Annotated in this window: 17 protein-coding genes; 7 read left to right on the top strand and 10 right to left on the bottom strand. The window is 41.8% G+C overall.

Features of this window, described 5'->3' with window-relative positions; genetic code table 11:
• Positions 1-162 precede the first annotated feature (162 nt).
• Complete coding sequence (gene ubiK / locus QQK05_RS12280; protein ID WP_284298982.1) at positions 163-420, top strand: ubiquinone biosynthesis accessory factor UbiK; 258 nt, start codon at positions 163-165, stop codon at positions 418-420.
• A gap of 58 nt (positions 421-478) precedes the next feature.
• Here ubiK and ilvA read toward each other — a convergent pair whose 3' ends face one another.
• The 5 genes from ilvA to ilvG all read right to left on the bottom strand — a co-directional run bounded on the left by ilvA (position 479) and on the right by ilvG (position 6,952).
• Positions 479-2,047, bottom strand: coding sequence for a threonine ammonia-lyase, biosynthetic (gene ilvA, locus QQK05_RS12275; protein WP_284298980.1), 1,569 nt, complete (start codon positions 2,045-2,047; stop codon positions 479-481).
• A 3-nt stretch (positions 2,048-2,050) separates the two neighbouring features.
• Positions 2,051-3,931 (bottom strand): dihydroxy-acid dehydratase, encoded by a 1,881-nt coding sequence (ilvD, locus tag QQK05_RS12270; protein WP_284298978.1) that lies wholly within the window; start codon positions 3,929-3,931, stop codon positions 2,051-2,053.
• A 72-nt stretch (positions 3,932-4,003) separates the two neighbouring features.
• Entirely contained in the window at positions 4,004-4,930 is a 927-nt protein-coding gene (locus tag QQK05_RS12265; RefSeq protein WP_284298976.1) for a branched-chain amino acid transaminase, read from the bottom strand.
• 100 nt (positions 4,931-5,030) lie between these two features.
• Positions 5,031-5,288, bottom strand: a complete 258-nt coding sequence (ilvM, locus tag QQK05_RS12260) for an acetolactate synthase 2 small subunit (protein ID WP_284298974.1) — start codon at positions 5,286-5,288, stop codon at positions 5,031-5,033.
• Positions 5,288-6,952, bottom strand: a complete 1,665-nt coding sequence (ilvG, locus tag QQK05_RS12255; RefSeq protein WP_284298973.1) for an acetolactate synthase 2 catalytic subunit — start codon at positions 6,950-6,952, stop codon at positions 5,288-5,290. The genes ilvM and ilvG overlap by 1 nt, the downstream gene beginning before the upstream one ends.
• Before the next feature lie 449 nt (positions 6,953-7,401).
• Between ilvG and QQK05_RS12250 the strand changes: the two genes are divergently transcribed.
• Entirely contained in the window at positions 7,402-8,931 is a 1,530-nt protein-coding gene (locus QQK05_RS12250) for a YifB family Mg chelatase-like AAA ATPase (protein ID WP_284298971.1), read from the top strand.
• On the opposite strand, the gene ilvY is transcribed toward QQK05_RS12250, so the two are convergent.
• The gene (gene ilvY, locus QQK05_RS12245; protein ID WP_284298969.1) at positions 8,918-9,802 is read right to left on the bottom strand and encodes an HTH-type transcriptional activator IlvY; all 885 of its coding nucleotides are present in this window, start codon (positions 9,800-9,802) and stop codon (positions 8,918-8,920) included. The genes QQK05_RS12250 and ilvY overlap by 14 nt on opposite strands.
• A 112-nt stretch (positions 9,803-9,914) precedes the next feature.
• On the opposite strand from ilvY, the gene ilvC reads away from it, so the two are divergent.
• On the top strand, positions 9,915-11,399 hold the full coding sequence (gene ilvC, locus QQK05_RS12240) for a ketol-acid reductoisomerase (RefSeq protein ID WP_284298967.1): 1,485 nt from the start codon (positions 9,915-9,917) through the stop codon (positions 11,397-11,399).
• A 114-nt stretch (positions 11,400-11,513) separates the two neighbouring features.
• Here ilvC and QQK05_RS12235 read toward each other — a convergent pair whose 3' ends face one another.
• From QQK05_RS12235 to speE, 3 genes are all read right to left on the bottom strand, one after another.
• Positions 11,514-12,773 (bottom strand): glutamate-5-semialdehyde dehydrogenase, encoded by a 1,260-nt coding sequence (locus tag QQK05_RS12235; RefSeq protein ID WP_284298965.1) that lies wholly within the window; start codon positions 12,771-12,773, stop codon positions 11,514-11,516.
• Entirely contained in the window at positions 12,770-13,894 is a 1,125-nt protein-coding gene (gene proB / locus QQK05_RS12230; protein ID WP_284298963.1) for a glutamate 5-kinase, read from the bottom strand. The genes QQK05_RS12235 and proB overlap by 4 nt, the downstream gene beginning before the upstream one ends.
• Positions 13,895-14,104: 210 nt before the next feature.
• Complete coding sequence (gene speE / locus QQK05_RS12225; RefSeq protein ID WP_284298961.1) at positions 14,105-14,968, bottom strand: polyamine aminopropyltransferase; 864 nt, start codon at positions 14,966-14,968, stop codon at positions 14,105-14,107.
• Between the two features lie 119 nt (positions 14,969-15,087).
• Here speE and speA point away from each other — a divergent pair, with 119 nt between their 5' ends.
• From speA to QQK05_RS12210, 3 genes are read left to right on the top strand one after another with little or no spacing between them, the layout of a single operon-like run.
• Positions 15,088-16,965: a biosynthetic arginine decarboxylase gene (speA, locus tag QQK05_RS12220; protein WP_284298959.1), complete on the top strand. Its 1,878-nt coding sequence runs from the start codon at positions 15,088-15,090 to the stop codon at positions 16,963-16,965.
• A gap of 12 nt (positions 16,966-16,977) precedes the next feature.
• Positions 16,978-17,877, top strand: a complete 900-nt coding sequence (locus QQK05_RS12215; RefSeq protein WP_284298957.1) for an acyltransferase — start codon at positions 16,978-16,980, stop codon at positions 17,875-17,877.
• 21 nt (positions 17,878-17,898) lie between these two features.
• Positions 17,899-19,137: a mechanosensitive ion channel family protein gene (locus tag QQK05_RS12210; RefSeq protein WP_284298955.1), complete on the top strand. Its 1,239-nt coding sequence runs from the start codon at positions 17,899-17,901 to the stop codon at positions 19,135-19,137.
• Between the two features lie 24 nt (positions 19,138-19,161).
• On the opposite strand, the gene tesB is transcribed toward QQK05_RS12210, so the two are convergent.
• Positions 19,162-20,019, bottom strand: coding sequence for an acyl-CoA thioesterase II (tesB, locus tag QQK05_RS12205; protein WP_284298953.1), 858 nt, complete (start codon positions 20,017-20,019; stop codon positions 19,162-19,164).
• A gap of 222 nt (positions 20,020-20,241) precedes the next feature.
• Between tesB and QQK05_RS12200 the strand changes: the two genes are divergently transcribed.
• Complete coding sequence (locus QQK05_RS12200; protein WP_284298951.1) at positions 20,242-20,496, top strand: hypothetical protein; 255 nt, start codon at positions 20,242-20,244, stop codon at positions 20,494-20,496.
• The last annotated feature ends 1 nt before the right edge of the window (position 20,497 follow it).

The following is a 20,497-nucleotide window of genomic DNA, read 5'->3' as shown; positions in this document are numbered from 1 at the left end:
GCCAACGTTTTGCCCTCAAAATAAAAAAGGCGATTTTACCTGTTTTTGTGATCAAGAACACGTGTTGTAACGATATTACAAATAAAAAATATCGCCTCAATCAAAAAATTGATTACAATGACACCATTAGATTAAGGCCAATCGGCATAATAGGATACGAACATGATTAACGCGAAGAAGCTCGAAGAGATCGCACAGCAAGTAACAGAATCAATTCCACCAGGATTAAAAAACCTTGCGAATGACTTTGAAGATAAAACGAAAACAGTGATTCAACGTAAATTAGCTGAGCTAGATGTTGTGTCACGCGAAGAGTTTGACGTGCAAACACAAGTGCTTTTAAAAACACGCGCGCAAATAGCCGAACTTGAGAAAAAAATCGGCGAACTTGAAGCTAAATTAGCTGAAAAAGAAGATTAATAGCGATTAAAATGTATTGCCGGCATAGTCTTCACCGGCAATACCACAAACAGCAAAGCTATTTACTTAGGAATGCTTTGAATGCTGGGTTTTGGCTCTCTTCTTGCCATTTATAACCTAAGTCTTTTAAGTGTCTAAAGAAGGCTAACTGTTCATCGTTATCTACTTCAAACCCCGCTAGCACTTGACCATAAGCCGCACCGTGATTGCGGTAATGAAACAGCGTGATGTTCCATAGTTCCCCTAACGTCTGTAAGAAATTCTCCAACGCACCAGGTGCCTCTGGAAACTCAAAGCTAAATAGACGTTCTTGTGCCGAATTTGGATTGGGTCCCCCCACCATGTAGCGCACATGTAACTTAGCAAGTTCATTGTCAGTTAAGTCAATGGCTGTAAAACCTTGTTCATTCAAACTCTGACACAATGCTTCGCGCTCTTCATTACCGCTAATTTTGATGCCGACAAACACATCCGCTTGTTCTTTGCCAACATAGCGATAATTAAACTCTGTGATAATGCGAGAATTCAGTGACTGACAAAAACGCTTAAAACTGCCTTTTTCTTCAGGAATAGTAACAGCAAATACCGCTTCTTTTTGCTCACCAAGTTCACAACGTTCAGAGACATAACGTAGACTGTGAAAATTCATGTTGGCGCCTGATAAGATCGCCGCAAGATTCTCATCGCCTTCACTGGTTTGACAATATTTGTTGATGCCCGCTAATGACAACGCTCCGGCTGGTTCCGCGATAACACGCGTTTGCTCAAAGACTTCTTTGATAGCAGCGCAAATTTCATCTGTCGTTACGGTAATCACCTCATCACAATACTGTTTGATCACGTCAAAGGTATGTTGACCGATGCGCTTGACCGCAACACCATCGGCAAATAAGCCAACTTGCGCTAGATCGGTTGGTTCACCGCTCTCCATCGCAGCTTTGAGACATGCTGAATCTTCAGCTTCAACACCAATGACTTTAATGTCAGGACGAAGCTGTTTAATGTATACCGCCATACCCGCTAATAGGCCACCACCACCTACCGGAATGAAAACCGCATTAAGCTGATGGTTCTGCTGTAATAACTCTTTGGCAACTGTGCCTTGACCTGCGATGACATCAGGATCATCGAATGGATGAACAATGGTTTTTGACTCTTCATCAGCTATCGCTAATGAGGCTGATTGCGCATCATTAAAACTTTTACCAATTAAGCGGACATCTGCACCTAAGCGCCTAACATTTTCCACCTTGATATCCGGCGTTGTAATCGGCATAACTATGGTGGCTGTAATACCAAGTTTACTTGCTGCTAATGCCAGCCCCTGAGCATGATTACCAGCCGAAGCCGCCACCACGCCTTGACTTCTTTGTGCATGGGTAAGACTCGCAAGTTTAGTGTAGGCGCCACGCAACTTAAATGAGTGTACGGGTTGCTGGTCTTCACGCTTAAGAAAAACCTGATTTCCATTACCTAATCGCGCCGATATCTTATGACACGGCGTTAAATCAGATTCCACGGCAACATCGTAAACAGGCGCAAGTAATATCTTTTTCAAATAATCGATTGCCATTGCTGCCTCGCTTTCTTGTTCAGTTTTAACCGCAGCTGTCCCAGAGCTTGCCATGACTTACCCTTTACTGCGTTGATTTAAATGAGGCGATGCGCCGTCTAATACGGCACGATCTCGTACGGCACCTTTATCTGCGCTTGTCGCTAACATTGCGTAATTCTTTAAGGCATACGTCAGAGGGCGATCACGATCGACAGGTTGCCACGCATATTGACGTGTTGCCATCTCGTCTTTGCGCTTTGCTAGCTCTTCGTCTGAAATCTGCAGTGAAATGCTTCGACTAGGGATATCAATATCAATAATATCGCCATTCTCAACAAGACCTATAGCGCCACCATTCGCCGCTTCTGGCGAAATATGACCAATAGAGAGTCCCGATGTACCACCAGAGAAACGACCATCAGTAATCAATGCGCATTTTTTCCCTAAGCCCATCGACTTTAAGTAAGTTGTTGGGTATAGCATCTCCTGCATACCCGGACCACCTTTTGGTCCCTCATAACGAATAACAACGACTTCACCCGCTACAACCTTACCTGACAAGATGCCGTCTACCGCATCTTCTTGGCTCTCAAATACATGAGCTGGGCCCGTGAATGTTAAGTTTTCTTCAGCTACGCCAGCAGTTTTAACAACACAGCCATCAAGAGCAATATTGCCGGTAAGCACCGCTAAACCGCCTTCGGTTGAGAACGCATTGTCGAGTGAGCGAATACAACCGTTTTCACGATCATCATCTAAGGTGTCCCAACGACAATCTTGACTAAATGCTTTTGTTGTACGAATACCGGCAGGACCTGCTCGATAAAACGCTTTTATGCTCTCATCTTCAGTCACCTTAATGTCATACTGATTCAGGTGTTCTGTGAGGCTTGTCCCCAAGACATTAGTCACGTCCATTTTTAATAGGTTAGCGCGGGCTAATTCACCCAAAATTGCGATGACACCACCTGCGCGATGGACGTCTTCCATATGGTAATCAGGAGTTGATGGTGCAACTTTACACAATTGCGGAACAATACGTGACAGCTTATCCATGTCTGCCATGGTGTAATCGATTTCACCTTCTTGCGCGATGGCAAGTAAATGTAAAATAGTGTTCGTTGAACCACCCATAGCAATATCTAAACACATAGCATTGTGCAAGGCGTCTTTGTTGGCTATGTTACGTGGTAAGGCCGTTTCATCGTCTTGTTCATAATAGCGCTTTGTTAATTCAACAATTTGCTTACCCGCTTTTAAAAACAATTGTTCACGATCGGCGTGAGTCGCTAGCATAGAGCCATTTCCTGGCAAAGCTAAGCCCAATGCTTCTGCTAAACAGTTCATTGAATTTGCAGTAAACATACCCGAACAAGAGCCACATGTAGGGCAGGCTGAACGTTCTACCTGTTTACTTTGCTCGTCTGAAACAGTTGGGTCTGCGCCTTGGATCATGGCATCGACTAAATCCAGTTTAATGATTTGGTCTGAAAGCTTGGTTTTGCCTGCTTCCATTGGACCACCGGATACAAAAATAACCGGAATGTTTAAACGCATTGCAGCCATTAACATGCCTGGTGTAATTTTGTCACAGTTAGAAATGCACACCATGGCATCAGCACAATGCGCATTGACCATATACTCGACTGAATCAGCAATTAAGTCACGCGACGGTAGGCTATAAAGCATACCCGAGTGGCCCATTGCGATGCCATCATCAACCGCTATCGTGTTAAATTCTTTAGCAACGCCACCTGCTTCTTCAATAGCGCCGGCAACAAGTTGTCCCATATCTTTCAAATGAACATGACCAGGTACAAATTGCGTAAAGGAATTAACAACAGCAACAATAGGCTTACCAAAGTCATCATCTGTCATACCCGTTGCACGCCAGAGCGCACGAGCACCGGCCATATTGCGGCCTTGAGTTGAAGTTGCAGATCTTAATTTTGGCATTTTCGTTGTTTCCTACTGTTACTGATTGTTTTTATTTTTTAACGTTAAATAACAGACATTGAGTGTCTGATTTTATTCAACAGGTAATAACCAAGAATCTGGAATGTCAGTTGTTCCATCGAACATACCGAAAAACGCTTCTTGGATAGCTTTGGTAATTGGACCTCGAGATCCTGTACCTACTGGCATTCCGTCAACAGTTTTCACTGGAACCACTTCAGTTGCAGTGCCTGTCATAAAGAATTCGTCCGCAAGGTATAGAGATTCACGTGAAATTGGCTCTTCACGTACTTCATAACCTAACTGTTGCGCTAATTGAATAACGGTATCGCGAGTTAATCCTGGTAAAATTGATGCTGTGCTAAATGGCGTGTAGATAACCCCGTTTCGAACTAAGAATAGGTTTTGGCCTGCACCTTCACTCACCATGTTATTGATATCTAAAGCAATACCTTCAGTGTAACCATGACGACCAGCTTCCATTGAAATCAATTGAGAAGATAAGTAGTTTCCACCTGCTTTCGCTGCAGTTGGCATCGTGTTCGGCGCTAATCGGTTCCAACTTGATACACCAACATCAACACCTTGTTCAATCGCTTCCGCACCTAAGTATGCTTCCCAGCTAAACGCTGCAACCATTAAATCCGCTTTTGCGTCTGCAGGTGGACGAAGCCCCATACCTACATCACCTAAAAAGGCTAATGGACGCAAATACGCTGCAGCTAAACCATTTTTTGCAACCGCATCTTTACAAGCTTGCTCAACTTCAGCCTGCGTGTATGGGATATTCATACGGTATACTTTTGCTGAATCGAATAAGCGTTTGATGTGTTCCTCTAAACGGAAAATACAAGTGCCTTTATGCGTTTTGTATGCACGGATACCCTCAAAAACTGATGAACCGTAGTGTAATGCATGGCTCATTACGTGAACTGTCGCATTCTGCCAAGGCATGAGTTCACCGTTAAACCATATTAATTCTGCATTTACTTTTGCCATTTTGTTGTCCTAACTATCTATTTGTTTTTGCTTAAAGAAAGAATGCTAAGCAAAAAAATTTATGTCTATTATTGGAGCACAATCCTTGATTATGCTCGTGTTATGCGCTTGCTAATTGCATGACGTTATTGTCTACCGTGACACTCTTGATGTCGATTAGTTTATTGATTTGATCTATCAATAATTCGATTGGTCGCTCACTACTGACAAGTAGCTCAATAATGCCAATATTGTTTTGAGTGTTAACTTGCGCATTAATGCCGTTGATCAGAAATCCACGGTAACGAGCAACTTGCAAAATTCGCTCTAGAACAACTTGTTTATCATCAGCGGTGATATTTAATTGGTAGCGATTCATTAGGTGCTCTCCATCATTTTGTCATTTGCGGTTTCTGGCGGTACAAGTGGCCAAACATTATCTTTTGCATCAATTTTAACTTGTAATAAATATGGGCCATCGTGATCAAGCATCTCTTCAACGGCATCGGCAACCTCATGTTTTTTCTCAATTTTTCTAGCTTTAATATCAAACGCTTCAGCAAGTTTTAAAAAGTCAGGGTTATCTGATAAGTCGGTTTCACTTAGTCGACCATTAAAAAATAAATCCTGCCACTGTCTCACCATACCCAGCTTTGAGTTATCGATGAGTACAATTTTTACAGGCAATTGAAAGCGCTTAATCGTTGCTAATTCCTGCACGTTCATCATGATTGAACCGTCTCCCGAAACAGCAATAATGCAGTCGTATGGACGGCTCACTTGTGCACCAATGGCAGCGGGAAGACCAAAGCCCATTGTGCCCATACCACCACTGGTTAAAAAGTTTGTTGGGTCGGCAAATCTCATATGCTGAGCCGCCCACATTTGATGTTGCCCAACATCCGTTGTTACGCACGAATTTGCTGGCATACGTTCGCTGACTTCTTTCAAAACCGCAGGTGCAAAGATATTTTCGCCTGGGTGATCGTAACGCCAGCCGAAGTCTCGCTGCATTTGCTGACATTGTTCTTGCCACTCAGTGATATTTAACGGAACTTCAAGCGCTGGTAAATTCACTTTCAAATCACCTAACACGGGAACATCCGCCTTACGTCTTTTATCGATTTCAGCGGTATCAATATCAAAATGAATAACCTTGGCATTGGGAGCGAACTCTGCAAGCTTGCCCGTAACACGGTCATCAAAACGTGCGCCAACAGCAACCAGTAAATCACATTCTTGCACTGCCAAGTTTGATGCTTTTGTACCGTGCATCCCCAACATGCCCATGTAATTAGGGTCCTTAGGATCTACCGCACCCAAACCTTTCAGCGTAGAAACACTTGGCATGCCGGTACATTTTGCAAAGCTTCGTAATTCATCAATTGCTTGCGCCATACCTACACCACCACCTACGTATAGGATCGGTTTCTTAGCCTTACTCATAAGCGCCAATGCACCACCAACATTTGCTGGTGGTAACTTCACTTTATTGCGCAATTGAGAGTAATTACCATGTTTCTCTTCTACGGCAGCAATCTGAACATCTTTAGGAATATCAACAAGTACAGGACCTTGGCGCCCTTCTAGCGCAATCGCAAAGGCGCGATGAAGGACTTTTTCTAAGTCATTAACGTCTGTCACTTGAAATGAATGCTTTGTACAAGCAAGCGACAAGCCGAAAACATCAATCTCTTGAAAGGCATCTGATCCCATTGCCGCCGTGGCGACTTGTCCAGTTATCGCAACAATTGGGATAGAATCAGCCAACGCATCAGCAAGGCCTGTGATTAAGTTCGTCGCCCCAGGACCTGAGGTTGCAAAACAAACCCCAACCTGCTCAGATGCACGCGCATAGCCTATTGCAGAAAATGCGGCACCTTGTTCGTGGCGGCATAAAAAGTGCTCTACGTCACTATCATAAAGCGCGTCGTAAATTGGCATGATGGCACCACCTGGGTAGCCAAAAACATGTTTCACTTTATGTTGTTCAAGCACTTTAAAAAGTAACGCTGCGCCTGTCGTTGTTTGCTCACTTGCCATGTGTTGTTAAAAGAATATGCAAAGCCTTTTCATGCTCAGGGTATTTGCACTTCAATCCTCAAAGTTAAGTTAATAAAAAATGGTTAATGTTCGTTTTCAGTTTTCTTTGGCCTAAAAAAACAAAACCCCCGGTCCTTTCGGAGCGGGGGTTTGTTGTAAAAATAAATTTCTTTTAACGCAACAAACGATCCCGCGGCGAAATAATAATCACCACGACGAGAATAATGTTAATAATAATTGCGTTTAAGTTATGCATATTTATTTAAAAATAATGAAAATTTATTTTGATGTTTGTCTTTTTTAAATTAGTACCATAGCTCTAATTCATCAGGCAAGTTATTTTTTAAAAAATTTATAATTATTTTTTCTTCGTTATTCCTGATTATTAATTAGGCAAACTTTCTCAACGTTAACTACACTCAATTAGCAACATATTAAATGGAATTATTATGTCTTTAGCCCGTGTATATAGTCGAGCACGCTTAGGATTAGAAGCGCCACTTGTCACCGTTGAGGTACACATCGCCAACGGTCTTCCCGCATTTCATATTGTTGGCCTCCCCGAAACATCGGTCAAAGAATCAAAAGATCGTGTTCGTAGTGCGCTTCTAAATTGCGGTTTCGAATTTCCTGCAAAGCGTGTCACGATAAATTTAGCACCTGCCGATTTACCCAAGGAAGGTGGCCGTTATGATTTACCCATTGCCGTTGGCATCTTGGTGGCGTCTAAACAATTACCTGACAACGACATTGAACATTATGAATTTGCCGGAGAACTCGCGTTATCTGGCGAATTACGTCCGATAGTTGGTGATATTCCGATGGCCATAGCGTGTGCTAACCAAAATCATACGCTGATTATGCCTTTTGAAAGTGCAAAGAAAGCCTGTCATGTGAAGTCTGCTCAAGTTCTTGGGTTAAACCATTTAACTCAATTGTTTGCCCATTTCGCGAGACAACAAACATTACCAATAATGAACCTTAATGAGCATCAGGTTCCACAAACCTCAGCTGATGACCTAGTCGATATGGCAGATGTTGTTGGCCAGCCACATGCCAAAAGGGCCTTAGAAATTGCGGCAAGCGGTGGCCACAACTTGTTGTTCATTGGCCCCCCAGGGACAGGAAAAACTATGTTGGCTAGTCGATTACCTGGGATCTTACCGACAATGACGGAACAAGAAGCGCTCGAAGTATCCGCCGTCACATCGATATCTCAGCAACACTTAGACGAAAGTCGCTGGTACGTGAGACCGTTCAGATCCCCACACCATACTGCCTCGTCTGCCGCCTTAATTGGCGGTGGCAGTCAGCCAAAGCCCGGAGAAGTATCTTTAGCACACAATGGTGTCTTATTTTTGGACGAGCTACCTGAGTTTGACCGAAAGGTACTCGATGTATTACGTGAACCAATGGAGTCAAATGAGGTCACTATTTCTCGAGCTAGCCAAAAGCTCACTTTTCCTGCGAATTTTCAGTTAGTCGCAGCAATGAACCCAAGTCCTACAGGTTTTTACAATGATAATCGGTCAACGCCAGAGCAAATCCTAAAGTACCTTAGTCGCTTGTCTGGACCATTTTTAGACAGGATTGATATTCAAATTGAAGTCGCCCGTTTACCCAAAGGAATTTGGGCATCACAGCAACATCAGGAAGAAACGAGTGAAACTATCAAACAACGTGTTGCACGGTGTAGAGCGATTCAACTTACGCGACAAGAGTGCGCTAACGCGCAAATGACAAGCGCACAAATCAAGCACTATTGCTATCTAAGCCATGATGATAATGAATTTCTCGAACTCGCCGTTGAAAAACTCGGGCTATCGACACGTGCACATCACAAAATCCTAAAAATATCGAGAACCCTTGCAGACATGGAAGGATCTGAAGATATTGAGAATAAACACCTTGTCGAAGCGTTGTCTTACCGTGCCATGGACAGAATTTTACGACATTTAACCGAGTCTATTGCCTGTTAATCGCATCAAAGAACGCTCTTAAAAGGGGTTGTTGTTTTTTAATATTCAAACAACATACGCCTAAATCAAATGGCTTGATATTTGTCTCAATATCAAGAACTTGAACACGATCTTTAAGTGGACTCAGTTCAGTAACGACTTTAGGGGCTATACCGACACCACAACCTAATGCAACCATCGACACAATCGCTTCATGGCCCGAAACGTTAGCGTAAATATTGGGCTTGCCAAAATGTAGTTGGCGATACCATTTTTCAAAACGAGTACGTGCCAAACCCTGTTCAGGCAAAATAATTGGCACTTTTGCCCAATCAATTTGTTGCTGATTGATCAGCTGTTCAACCGGACAAACCATCGACGGTGCAATCAATTGTAAATCAATATTCGTTAGATGATGAAAGTAAAAACTACTTGATAAGTCATCGGGTTTAGCCGCGATCGCAATATCAACACTTTGTTGCTGAATTTGGCTAACAGCGTCAGCGGCGTCCCCTGTAGTCAACATAATCTCTACGAGTGGATATTGCTGACGAAAACGATCGAGTAGATCTGGCAAATGACTGTATGCAGCAGTCACGGAACAGTAAATATGAAGTTTACCCGTCAATTGTGTTTGCTGTTGAGCAAGTGCTAGCTTTAGTCCTTCAAGTTGAGATTGTTGCTGAACGGCAAATTCTTGTAGCTTTTCACCCGCCTGAGTAAGCACTACATTGCGATTATCTCGATGTAGAAGTTGACAACCAAGCTCATCTTCTAGCCGTTGAACGGCGCGACTGAGTGTTGACGGACTCACGTAAAACGTTTCAGCCGTTTTGCCAAAATGCAGGCTTTTCGCGAGGTGTGCGAACATAGACAATGACTTTGCATCCATAGCACCAAATCCAATGTTGCGTATTTTGCAACATAGTAATGCAAATATATCAATTTAAGCAACATTAAACTTGTATTACTCTACTTTCATCAAATTTTTTCTGGAGTAAACCATGGCGAACTATTTCAATACCTTAAGCCTTAGAGAGCAATTATCGCAGCTAGGCAAATGTCGTTTTATGAAAAGAGACGAGTTTCAAGACGGCTGTAATTACATTAAAGATTGGAATATCGTCATCGTTGGTTGTGGTGCACAAGGCCCCAACCAAGGCTTGAATATGCGTGATTCAGGGCTAAATATCTCATATGCCCTACGTGAAGCTGCAATTGCAGAAAAACGTCAATCGTATCAATGGGCTACTGAGCATGGTTTTACCGTAGGCACGTACGAAGAGCTTATTCCAAAAGCAGATTTAGTATTAAACCTTACACCTGACAAGCAACATACATCAGCGGTTAGTGCAGTAATGCCATTAATGAAACATGGCGCGACGCTATCATACTCTCATGGTTTCAATATCGTTGAAGAGGGCATGCAAGTGCGTCCTGATATTACCGTTGTAATGGTTGCACCTAAGTGTCCAGGTACAGAAGTACGTGAAGAATATAAACGTGGATTTGGTGTACCAACCCTAATTGCAGTTCACCCAGAAAATGATCCTAATGGTGATGGTTTAGCGATTGCAAAAGCCTACGCAAGTGCCACTGGTGGCGACCGTGCAGGGGTATTGGAGTCATCGTTTATTGCTGAAGTGAAGTCTGACTTAATGGGTGAGCAAACCATCTTATGTGGCATGTTGCAAACAGGTGCAATTTTAGGTCATCAGCAGCTTGTAGCAAACGGTGTAGACGCTGGTTATGCACGTAAATTAATTCAGTATGGTTGGGAGACAGTTACAGAAGGTTTAAAGCATGGTGGTATCACCAACATGATGGATCGTCTTTCCAATCCAGCAAAAATCAAAGCTTATGACATGGCTGATGAGTTAAAAGAGATACTGCGTCCACTATTTGAAAAGCACATGGATGACATTATTGACGGTACTTTCTCGACAACCATGATGGAAGACTGGGCAAATGACGATGTAAATTTACTTACATGGCGTGCTCAAACTGCTGAAACATCATTTGAACTTGCGCCTGATTGCGCAACGGAAATAACTGAGCAAGAATTCTATGACAAAGGAATTTTCCTTGTCGCAATGATTAAAGCAGGTGTTGAACTGGCATTTGAAGCTATGGTTGCTGCAGGCATTATCGAAGAGTCTGCATATTACGAATCACTGCACGAAACACCACTTATCGCAAACTGTATTGCGCGTAACAAGCTTTACGAAATGAATGTTGTAATCTCTGACACAGCTGAATACGGTAACTACTTATTTAGCCATGCAGCTGTGCCATTACTGTCTGATTTTGTTAGTAAGCTGACGTTAGAAGAATTAGGTGAAGGTTTAGCAAGTTCATCGAACCAAGTAGATAACCAACGATTGATCGAAGTTAATGACGCGATTCGTAATCATAGTGTAGAAATCATTGGTAAAGAGCTACGCGGTTACATGACTGACATGAAGCGTATTGTAAGCGATAGTTTATAACAGAGAAAACGACAAACAGTTACTCGCTGACTGACATTACATTAAGTAATTTCAGTTAAAAAGCGGTACGAGTTGCACCTCGTACCGCTTTTTTATATTCAACGAAAGGTCAAGTTATCTCACTTGACCGTCACCAATTACGACAAACTTTTGTGTTGTTAGGGCTGCTAATCCCATTGGGCCGTATGCATGCAATTTACTCGTCGATATACCGATTTCCGACCCTAAACCTAACTCGCCGCCGTCTGAGAATCGAGAAGATGCATTCACCATCACGACAGAAGAGTTAATTTGTCTGACAAACTGCTGTGTGCGAGAAGTATCTTGACTCACAATCACCTCTGTATGATCTGAAGTATATTGGTTGATATGCTCAATCGCACTATCAAAGCTATCAACTACTCGAATCGCAATTTCTTGAGCAAGATATTCAGCAGAAAAGTCTGTTTCATCCGCCAATTCGGCACCATTAAAATATGGCAGAGCATGATTGCAGGCATGTATTTTTACTTTAAAGGGTGCTAAAGCCTGTTGTGCCTCAGGTAAAAATTTAGTCGCAATATCTTTGTGCACTAAGAGCGTTTCAATAGCGTTACAAGCACTTGGCCTCTGAGTTTTACCGTTCACTAAAATTGCGAGTGCTTTTTCAAGATCAGCAAACTTATCGATATATAAATGGCAAACCCCTTTAAAATGTTGAATCACGGGAATCTGACTTTGCTCAGTTACCATGGTGATCAGGCCCTCACCACCGCGTGGAATAACTAAATCAATGTATTCTCGCATCGTCAACAATTGCTCTATCATTTGACGAGAAGTATCGGGAATAACCGTTACAATCGCACTTGGTAATTGATGAGCAACCAACGCAACATGTAAGCAACTAGCGAGCGCCAAATTACTATGAATGGCCTCACTGCCGCCACGCAAGATGACACCATTACCTGACTTAATGCACAATGCAGCAGCTTCTGCCGTCACATTAGGACGTGCTTCATAAATCATCGCAATGACACCAAGCGGAATCCGCATTTTGCCAACTTGTAATCCGTTAGGACGGACAATCGTTTGCTCAATCGTGCCAACAGGATCCGGCAACGCAATAATTTCTCTAATAGCTTCTGCGATATCAACGACACGTTGATGTGTCAGCAACAAGCGATCGAGCATTGCATCGGAGAGCCCTTTTGCTCTTCCTGCTTCAATATCTTTGGTATTTGCCAATAATATCTCTTCAACCCGTTGTTCAATGGTATCGGCAATCGTTCTTAATAAATCATTTTTTTGCGTTGTCGTGCATTGGGCAATAGCAAAGCTTGCCTTCTTTGACGCCTGTGCGGCTGATTCCATATCAAAATGTGTAGAATTACTCATGACTTTGCTCCTTGCTCTTGTCCGATTAACAGTACTAAATCATCTCTGTGAACGATAACTTTGCTCGGACAAAAACCTAAAATATCTTCAAAAGCATCACTGTGCTTTCCTTTAAGTTTCTCTAAATCTCGGCTGTTGTATTGACTAATGCCCTTTGCAATAACTTGTTGCTTAGCATGACATACCATCTCAATTGACTCACCAACGTCAAAATGACCGATAACATCTGTAATACCAGAAGCAAGTAGTGATGCTCCTTTTGAAGTAAGCGCTTGGCTTGCTCCTTGGTCTAAAACTAACTGACCCGCACTTTTTAATGTATGTTTGAGCCAGTGTTTCTTGGCTTTCGTCACACTCGCTTGTGGCGTAAACAGTGTACCTGGATTTTTACCTTGTAATAGTTGTTCAAACGCTTCTGGCTTCGCACCATCAAGAATGTAAGTGGCTATTCCATTTTCAATTGCTTTTTCTGCTGCCTGAATTTTGGTTTTCATGCCACCAGTTGCAATATGGTTTTGACTGCCACCTGCCATCGCGTAAATCTCAGGCGTTATTTTCTCAATCACCTTGAACTTATTTGCGTTAGGGTTATTGCGAGGGTCTTGATCGTAAACGCCATCAACATCACTCAATATCAATAGGCAGTCAGCTTCAGAAACCATGGCAACCAGTGCTGCAAGATTATCATTATCGCCAACCTTCAACTCTTCAGTCGCTACAGTATCGTTTTCATTAACTACAGGTATGATCTTGTTCTCAAGTAGAATACGCAATGTATTTCGTATGTTGATGTAACGGTTTCGATCTTTTAAATCACCATGCGTGATCAGCAATTGAGAACACGGCTCATCAAAAAAGCGTTGCCAATTGGCCATCATCTTCATTTGACCAACAGCAGCCATCGCTTGCTTTGCGGGGATTGAGGGATTGGGAGAACCATGTTGTATGAGTTGACGTCCGGCAGCAACACTACCCGACGATACTAAGATAACTTCTTTTCCAGCTTGATGACACTGGGTGATAAAGCTAGCAATACTCAAGATATGTTGGCCGCTACAGCCATTACCTTGTGGCGCTACCAATGCACTACCAACTTTAATAACAACACGATTAAAGTTCATTTTTTCTCCTTTATTTCAATCCACACCTAGCATGAACTTAATTAACTGGATAAGCAATGAACTTTTCGCTTTGTTTTTAGACAAAAACGCAATTTTTAATACGTTAAATCAATAATCATTCCATAAAGAATGTTTTAACTAGTTATTCCAACCATTTATTAAAGATTATTTGAGGTATATCAAAAAAATGACGTTTTTTTCACCTTTTGACTACGAGCGAGCAAACGCCTTTTTAACAAAGTTTGGCAATGCTTTTGCCGCTTGATGAATCTCAGCATTGTAGTAAAGAGTTTCAAAAGTAGCTTGTTTAACATCATCTTCTCTAAAACCATCAATACTTTGCGATTTTCTTGCTAGTGTACAGCTCCACCATCCACTTGGGTAAATTGGTTGAGGAAAGTTTAAAGTTTGTAAGTCGGCAAACCCGACATCCTCCATGGCATGGCGCATAGCCGTCAATAAACTTAAATGATAAAGCGGCGATTCACTCTGCTGAACGAGAATTCCACCCGGTTTGAGCGCAGTTAAACAAGATTCATAAAATGCATGATTGAACAATCCTTCACCAGGACCAATCGGGTCGGTTGAATCTACGATCACAATATCAATCGAATTCGGTGCTGCGTCTTTCATAAATTTAATGCCGTCATCGAACATAATCGTTGCACGAGGGTCATTATTTGATTCGCATAATTCAGGAAAGTATTGCTCAGCCATTTGTGTAACAACTTCATCAATATCGATCTGATAGGCCTGTTTCACGCCCTGATGCTTAAGCACTTCTTTTAACGTGCCACAATCACCACCACCGATGATAACAACTGTTTCAGGGTTATCATGAGTAAATAACGCAGGGTGCGTCATCATTTCATGGTATAGAAAGTTCTCTCGACTTGAGACCATAGTGCAGCCATCGATAGTCATGAGTTTACCAAACTGAGTTGTTTGGAAAATTTCCACTTTTTGAAATGGCGACTGTTGCTCAGCAAGTTTTTCTGTAATTTTTAAAGAATAAGCACTTTCTACGTCTGCATGGACTTCAGTGAACCAATTTTTTTGCTCGAATGTCGACATGTTTGCCTCAAACCAAAACTAAAGTTTATTTTAGTGTAATCAAAATTTTGCGATTTATACTGCAACTCAGCGGTTTTGTCATTAAAATTAATTCACTTATTGTGTGTAGAAAATACAAGATGGCAGAACAACAAACACAACCTGATTTATACAATGTTAATGCATGGAGCTCGGGCTACTTTAGTATTAGTCGTGCGGGTAATGTGATCGCCCACCCTAAAGGCTTAGATAACTCAAGCACGATAGACCTGGCTAACCTAGTACCCAAACTTCAGAATGAAGGCGTTACCCTGCCCGTATTAGTGCGTTTTACAGACATTTTACAACATCGTGTTTCACGCCTTGTGACTGCATTTAAACAGGCAAAAGCGCTCAGAGACTATTCCGGTCGTTACACTGCTGTTTACCCAATAAAAGTGAATCAACAATTTAGCGTTGTTGAACACCTTCTCAAAGATAGTGACGGCAAAGTTGGGTTAGAAGCGGGCAGTAAGCCCGAACTACTGGCTATTTTAGGTGTAACCACCGAACCAATTAAAATCATCTGCAATGGTTACAAAGATTCAGAGTTCTTGCGCATTGCAACGATTGGCGCACAAATGGGCCATGATGTATGTGTTGTGATAGAGAAGCTAACGGAATTAAGAACCTTTTTAGCGAATTACGATCCGAATCAACCTCACCCTTGGCTAGGCATTAGAATAAAATTACATTCTGCGGCTAAAGGTAAATGGCAAAATACAGGCGGAGAAAAAGGTAAATTCGGTTTAAACGCCAGCCAGCTGCTTGAGGCCGTTAAATTACTTCAAGAAAACGATGCACTGCACCTGCTTAATCTCGTTCACTTTCATATCGGTTCACAGGTTGCCAATATCCGTGATATTCACGATGCCATGCACGAATGTGCTCAACATTATGCACAACTAAGACAATTAGGCATCAATATTACTTGTGTTGATGTAGGCGGTGGCTTAGGTGTCGACTATGACGGTAGTCGCTCTCGCAGCGCCTGTTCTATGAATTATTCAATCGAAGAGTATGCCAAAAATATTGTCAACGGCTTAGCTGACGCATGTGAAGCACTTGATTTACCGCACCCCGATATAATTTCTGAATCGGGTCGTGCAATGACAGCCCATCACGCGGTGTTAATTACCAATGTAATAGAGCGAGAGGCCGCTCTTGGAAAAAATCAACCGAGCGAGCCTGATGCTCAAGCCCCACGTCAATTGCAAGTACTTGCGTCATTAACGACAGAGTTAACTGTTCGCAGTGCTTTAGAAAGTTACCATGACGCCAAGCATGCTTTTAGCGATGCACATAGCCAGTATACCAGTGGCCAAATTACCCTGACTCAATGGGCCCAAGTAGAGCAATGGTATTTTTATTGTCTTCGACAGATTCACAAAACTTTAAAACCGTCTCATCGTGCACATTTAGATTTAATCGATAGGCTTAATGAAAAATTAGCCGATAAGCTGTTTTGTAATTTCTCATTATTTCAATCGATGCCTGATGCTTGGGGGATTGAGCAACTTTTCCCTATTATGCCGATATCACAGTTAAACGAACCACTGAATAACCGTGTCATCATACAAGACATTACCTGTGATTCAGATGGCCAGATAAAACAATATGTCGACGAAAATGGCATTGAATCGAGCCTTGCCACGCCTGACTTTAATGAAAAGTCTCCCTATTACTTAGCCATGTTTATGGTCGGCGCCTATCAAGAAATTCTTGGTGATTTACATAACCTTTTTGGTGACACCGATTCTGTTCACATCGAAACCACAGAACAAGGATATGAAATAAAAGAGTTCATTAAAGGAGAATCCGCCGCAGATGTCCTAGAAACCGTTCATTTTAATAAGAAAGGTATGCTAGAAAACTATCAAAAAAGACTAAAAAACAGTAAAGTATCAGAACAATACAGGGATGCATTGTTAGCCGAATTAAGTGAAAGCATCGACGGCTACACCTACTTTGAAGAATAAAAAGAGATAGTTATGTTGCGTTTTTTACCAGCCATCATTATCGGCTGTTTGTCATTTTTAATTTATGTTATCAACACCTTATTTTGGTTTGTACCCATTTTCATTGGCTCGATATTTAAGCTACTTATCCCAGTTGCACCTTGGCAAAAGTTAATGAGTTACCTGCTTGATGCAATGGCCAATAGTTGGGTGGCAGTTAACACGCTCAATCAAAAACTATTTATCGGTACCAAGATTGATGTTGACGGCCTCGGTAATTTGAAACTTAATGACTGGTACTTAGTCATCAGCAATCACCAAAGCTGGGTTGATATTCTTGTCCTGCAGCGCATCATGCTTGGTCAAATCCCTTTCTTAAAGTTTTTCCTTAAAAAAGAGTTAATTTATGTCCCTGTTATTGGGCTTGCATGGTGGGCATTAGACTTCCCGTTTATGAAGCGTTACAGCCAAGCTTTTCTGAAAAAGAACCCTCATTTAATTGGAACAGATATTCAAACAACTCGAAAGGCATGCGAAAAATTTAAGCATAAACCTGTGAGCATCATGAATTTCATCGAAGGTACACGTTTTACGCAAGCTAAACACACTAAACAAAAATCGCCGTTTAGCCACTTATTACGCCCTAAAGCAGGCGGTATCGCCTATGTGTTAGATGCAATGGGCAAACATCTCACAAAGGTAGTCAATGTGACCATCCATTACCCACAAGAAATTCCAACTTTTTGGCAATTTATTTCAGGGCAAGTGCAAACAATTAAAGTAAAAGTTGATACCTTTGATATTAATGAACAAATGTCAGGCGATTACTTCAATGATAAGGTATTTAAACAATCATTCCAGCAATGGCTCAACAAGCTATGGCTCGAAAAAGATGAGCAATTAAAATTGATGGCAGAGCAAACTAAGCAATAGAAATAATAGAGGGTAACTACTATGGATAGCGTGTTAGACTTTTTAGCAACCTATGGAGCAAGTCAACAAACCCTGAATCTTGTCGAGAAATCGTCGGGAATCATGCTCATCATTATTATTGCCCTGATTGCTCATTATGTTGCCAAATACCCTATCACCTCACTTATCGAAAAGGCGGTGATGAAATCCCGTAATAAATACGATGATTTACTGCAACAAGAACATGTATTTACCAAAGCAACGGCGATTTTACCTAGCATCGCCATTATCTTTTCTGCACCTTTTATTCTAGACCAGGACCATGCAGCAACTCACCTCCTGATTATCGCCGCCAAGTGTACGATTAGTTTCCAGGTAGCTAAAACGATCAGTGCCTTATTGAATGTCATCAACAAACAATATGATGCAATTGCGCAAGAACGCTATATTCCGCTCAACCCAATTATCCAAATTATGAAATTGACGGTGTATTTGGTTGCCGTAATTCTGTCTATTTCATACATCATAGATCGCTCACCGATGTATTTACTCAGTGGTTTAGGGGCGATTGCGGCTGCCTTAATGTTAGTTTTTCAAGACACGATTAAAGGATTTGCTGCAAGTATGCAAATCTCGGCAAACAAAATGGTGACGGTAGGTGATTGGGTGGAATTACCTAAATATGGTGCCGATGGTGATGTATTGGAAATTGGCTTAACGACGGTAAAAATTCAAAATTTTGATAAAACTATTGTGACGGTACCAACTTACGCGCTGACCTCAGGCTCATTCAAGAACTGGCACGGAATGAAAGTTTCTGGTGGAAGAAGAATTAAGCGCACAATTAATGTCGATACTAATAGCATTTATTTCTATCAGCTGGATGATTTAGAAAAGCTCAAACACTTAACCATCCTAGCGCCTTACATTGAAGAAAAGTTGAATGAATTAACGGCTGACGCAACAAAGAAGAATATTGCCACCAATGATATCAATGCGAGACAGCTCACGAATATAGGAACGTTTAGAGCCTATATTTCACTCTATTTAAAGCAACATGCGCAGGTCAACCACGCAATGACTTGCATGGTACGACAACTGCCAGTAGACGCGAAAGGCTTGCCACTAGAACTTTACTTTTTCAGTAAAGATAAACGCTGGATAAGCTATGAAGGCATTCAGGCTGATATTTTTGATCATCTTTATGCCATTGCGCCAATCTTTAACTTACGTATCTTTCAACTACCCAGTGGTTACGACTGGCATAAAAACAATCATTAAATATAAAGGGTGCATTCATCGTGCCTAAACAGGACGAATCACACCCTCTTGTACTGTTGAAGCAACAAGTTCACCTTGTTGATTAAATATTTTCCCTCGAACCAACCCGCGGCCATTGCTTGCTGATGGACTTTCCATCGAATATAGCAACCAGTCATCAAACCTAAATGGACGATGAAACCACATCGCGTGATCAATCGTAGCGATTTGAATGTTACCGTGCCAATGTGAGGCACTATGAGGGTATAAGGATGTAGGTAAAAAATGATAGTCAGAGGTATAGGCCAGCATATACATGTGGGTTCGTAAATCATCCGGTAGTGCACCGGTGGTCTTTATCCACATATCACATGCTGGTGCCATTTTTTGTGGCTTCACCCAATCATAAACTTGCACTGGACGAATTTCGATCGGCTTTTCTGCCAAGAACTTCGCTTTAATCGGGTCAGGGAAAAACGCTTGGTTTTCGGCAATAAAATCCTGAAATGACGCGATGCCATTAGGCCCATCAACTTCCGGCATTTTATCTTGATGATCAAAACCTTCAGAAAACGGTTGAAACGACGCTGTCATGTAAAAAATCGCCTTACCATTTTGAATCGCTTTCACCCGTCGTGTTGAAACAGTGCGGCCATCCCTAATGGTTTCCACGTCATATATCACCGGTTTTTGTGCATCACCCGGTAATAAAAAGTACGAATGTAATGAATGAACCATTCGGTCGGCTTCCACCGTATTTTGCGCCGCAGACAATGCCTGTCCCATGACCTGGCCACCAAATAACGCTTTAAAACCAAGATCTTGACTTTGGCCACGATAAATTCCGTGTTCGATCTTTTCTAATGATAATAGTTCGAGTAAATCCGTTAATACTTGACTCATAGGGGCTCTAGATGAAATTTATTTCGATTGTTGTGGTCTATTATAACAAGAGCAAACGTAATAATCACAAATGGAATTACAACATACTGGTACTATCAGTGTGGGAATTTTGGTTTTTTTTCGTTCTGATTGTTGAATAAGCAATCAAACTAGTTTATGTTGGACTCACTTATGGTTAAAGAAGTAACTTACTCATAAGATTACTAATATTTGAGGTAAGCAATGCAAGCGTTACGTGAAAGAGAAGTGTTGTTAGAGAGGCGTCAATATTGCCCGGAACAATCTGCTCTATGGGACAAGTTAACATTAGCTCAAAAGTTTGCTGCAAGCAGTTTAACGCAATTTGGCTATGACTTAACATTTATCAGGAACAGCAGTCGAGGAAGCCTCGCTGTATTGCTATGCAACGGAAATGCCGCAACTATTTCTGATGACGGTGAAATAAACACATCACCTGATATTGAAATCAGACATTAAA

Origin of the sequence: Thalassotalea loyana (genome assembly GCF_030161435.1) — a bacterium.
In the GTDB taxonomy this organism is placed as follows: Bacteria; Pseudomonadota; Gammaproteobacteria; order Enterobacterales; family Alteromonadaceae; genus Thalassotalea_G; species Thalassotalea_G loyana.
The sequence above is the reverse complement of the archived record's forward strand: the minus strand, read 5'-3'. Positions and strand labels throughout refer to the sequence as shown.